This is a genomic window from Streptomyces cavernae, assembly GCF_004023625.1.
Lineage (GTDB): Bacteria > Actinomycetota > Actinomycetes > Streptomycetales > Streptomycetaceae > Streptomyces > Streptomyces cavernae.
This window is the reverse complement of sequence record NZ_RPDJ01000104.1, coordinates 1-3,226: the sequence shown is the minus strand read 5'-3', so window position 1 is coordinate 3,226 and position 3,226 is coordinate 1. Positions and strand designations below refer to the sequence as shown.

Here is a 3,226-nt window from a genome sequence, read left to right as displayed (position 1 = left end):
GATTGATGGTCGAGGTTCCTTTGAAGAAATACACAGCGAGGACGCTGTGAACGGCCGGGCTTATTCCGCCCGGCGGTTCCGCTCTCGTGATGTGTGACCGGGATGACCCGGAAAGCATTCACGGAGAGTTTGATCCTGGCTCAGGACGAACGCTGGCGGCGTGCTTAACACATGCAAGTCGAACGATGAAGCCCTTCGGGGTGGATTAGTGGCGAACGGGTGAGTAACACGTGGGCAATCTGCCCTGCACTCTGGGACAAGCCCTGGAAACGGGGTCTAATACCGGATATCACTTCCACTCGCATGGGTGGGGGTTGAAAGCTCCGGCGGTGCAGGATGAGCCCGCGGCCTATCAGCTTGTTGGTGAGGTAACGGCTCACCAAGGCGACGACGGGTAGCCGGCCTGAGAGGGCGACCGGCCACACTGGGACTGAGACACGGCCCAGACTCCTACGGGAGGCAGCAGTGGGGAATATTGCACAATGGGCGAAAGCCTGATGCAGCGACGCCGCGTGAGGGATGACGGCCTTCGGGTTGTAAACCTCTTTCAGCAGGGAAGAAGCGCAAGTGACGGTACCTGCAGAAGAAGCGCCGGCTAACTACGTGCCAGCAGCCGCGGTAATACGTAGGGCGCAAGCGTTGTCCGGAATTATTGGGCGTAAAGAGCTCGTAGGCGGCTTGTCACGTCGGGTGTGAAAGCCCGGGGCTTAACCCCGGGTCTGCATTCGATACGGGCTGGCTAGAGTGTGGTAGGGGAGATCGGAATTCCTGGTGTAGCGGTGAAATGCGCAGATATCAGGAGGAACACCGGTGGCGAAGGCGGATCTCTGGGCCATTACTGACGCTGAGGAGCGAAAGCGTGGGGAGCGAACAGGATTAGATACCCTGGTAGTCCACGCCGTAAACGGTGGGAACTAGGTGTTGGCGACATTCCACGTCGTCGGTGCCGCAGCTAACGCATTAAGTTCCCCGCCTGGGGAGTACGGCCGCAAGGCTAAAACTCAAAGGAATTGACGGGGGCCCGCACAAGCGGCGGAGCATGTGGCTTAATTCGACGCAACGCGAAGAACCTTACCAAGGCTTGACATACACCGGAAACATCCAGAGATGGGTGCCCCCTTGTGGTCGGTGTACAGGTGGTGCATGGCTGTCGTCAGCTCGTGTCGTGAGATGTTGGGTTAAGTCCCGCAACGAGCGCAACCCTTGTCCCGTGTTGCCAGCAGGCCCTTGTGGTGCTGGGGACTCACGGGAGACCGCCGGGGTCAACTCGGAGGAAGGTGGGGACGACGTCAAGTCATCATGCCCCTTATGTCTTGGGCTGCACACGTGCTACAATGGCCGGTACAATGAGCTGCGATGCCGTGAGGCGGAGCGAATCTCAAAAAGCCGGTCTCAGTTCGGATTGGGGTCTGCAACTCGACCCCATGAAGTCGGAGTCGCTAGTAATCGCAGATCAGCAGTGCTGCGGTGAATACGTTCCCGGGCCTTGTACACACCGCCCGTCACGTCACGAAAGTCGGTAACACCCGAAGCCGGTGGCCCAACCCCTTGTGGGAGGGAGCTGTCGAAGGTGGGACTGGCGATTGGGACGAAGTCGTAACAAGGTAGCCGTACCGGAAGGTGCGGCTGGATCACCTCCTTTCTAAGGAGCATCTAGGCAGTCGCAAGACTGTCCAGAGCCACTACGCCAGCGAATGTCTGGCGGTGGTCAGCTCATGGGTGGAACGTTGACTACTCGGCACACTTGATCGTCTTCTCCTGCCAGTACTGCTCTTTTAGAGCGTGGAACGTTGAGGGAAGCGGCGAGGGTGTCGGGCACGCTGTTGGGTGTCTGAGGGCGCGGCCGTGAGGCTGGGTCTTCGGGATGCCGGCCCCGGTGCAGCACCGCGTGATGTGGTGTGTGACGGGTGGTTGGTCGTTGTTTGAGAACTGCACAGTGGACGCGAGCATCTGTGGCCAAGTTTTTAAGGGCGCACGGTGGATGCCTTGGCACCAGGAACCGATGAAGGACGTGGGAGGCCGCGATAGGCCCCGGGGAGTCGTCAACCAGGCTTTGATCCGGGGGTGTCCGAATGGGGAAACCCGGCAGTCGTCATGGGCTGTCACCCTTGCCTGAACTCATAGGGCAAGTGGAGGGAACGCGGGGAAGTGAAACATCTCAGTACCCGCAGGAAGAGAAAACAACCGTGATTCCGGGAGTAGTGGCGAGCGAAACCGGATGAGGCCAAACCTCAAGTGTGTGAGACCCGGCAGGGGTTGCGCTTGGGGGGTTGTGGGATCTCTCTTCTACGGTCTGCCGGCCGTGGGACGAGTCAGAAACCGTTGATGTAGGCGAAGGACATGCGAAAGGTCCGGCGTAGAGGGTAAGACCCCCGTAGTCGAAACGTCAGCGGCTCGTTTGAGAGACACCCAAGTAGCACGGGGCCCGAGAAATCCCGTGTGAATCTGGCGGGACCACCCGCTAAGCCTAAATATTCCCTGGTGACCGATAGCGGATAGTACCGTGAGGGAATGGTGAAAAGTACCCCGGGAGGGGAGTGAAATAGTACCTGAAACCGTGTGCCTACAAGCCGTGGGAGCGTCGCATGAGGACTTGTTCCTTGTGTCGTGACTGCGTGCCTTTTGAAGAATGAGCCTGCGAGTTTGCGGTGTGTTGCGAGGTTAACCCGTGTGGGGTAGCCGTAGCGAAAGCGAGTCCGAATAGGGCGTTTTAGTAGCGCGCTCAAGACCCGAAGCGGAGTGATCTAGCCATGGGCAGGCTGAAGCGCGGGTAAGACCGTGTGGAGGGCCGAACCCACCAGGGTTGAAAACCTGGGGGATGACCTGTGGTTAGGGGTGAAAGGCCAATCAAACTCCGTGATAGCTGGTTCTCCCCGAAATGCATTTAGGTGCAGCGTCGTGTGTTTCTTGCCGGAGGTAGAGCACTGGATAGGCGATGGGCCCTACCGGGTTACTGACCTTAGCCAAACTCCGAATGCCGGTAAGTGAGAGCGCGGCAGTGAGACTGTGGGGGATAAGCTCCATGGTCGAGAGGGAAACAGCCCAGAGCATCGACTAAGGCCCCTAAGCGTACGCTAAGTGGGAAAGGATGTGGAGTCGCAGAGACAACCAGGAGGTTGGCTTAGAAGCAGCCACCCTTGAAAGAGTGCGTAATAGCTCACTGGTCTAGTGATTCCGCGCCGACAATGTAGCGGGGCTCAAGCGTACCGCCGAAGTCGTGTCATTG

At 58.7% G+C, this 3,226-nt stretch carries 2 rRNA genes; both read left to right on the top strand.

The annotated features are described in order from the left end of the window. Positions 1 to 117: 117 nt before the first annotated feature. A 16S ribosomal RNA gene (locus EF387_RS46280) occupies positions 118 to 1,642 on the top strand. A gap of 312 nt (positions 1,643 to 1,954) precedes the next feature. Then, a 23S ribosomal RNA gene (locus tag EF387_RS46275) occupies positions 1,955 to 3,226 on the top strand; the annotation flags it as partial.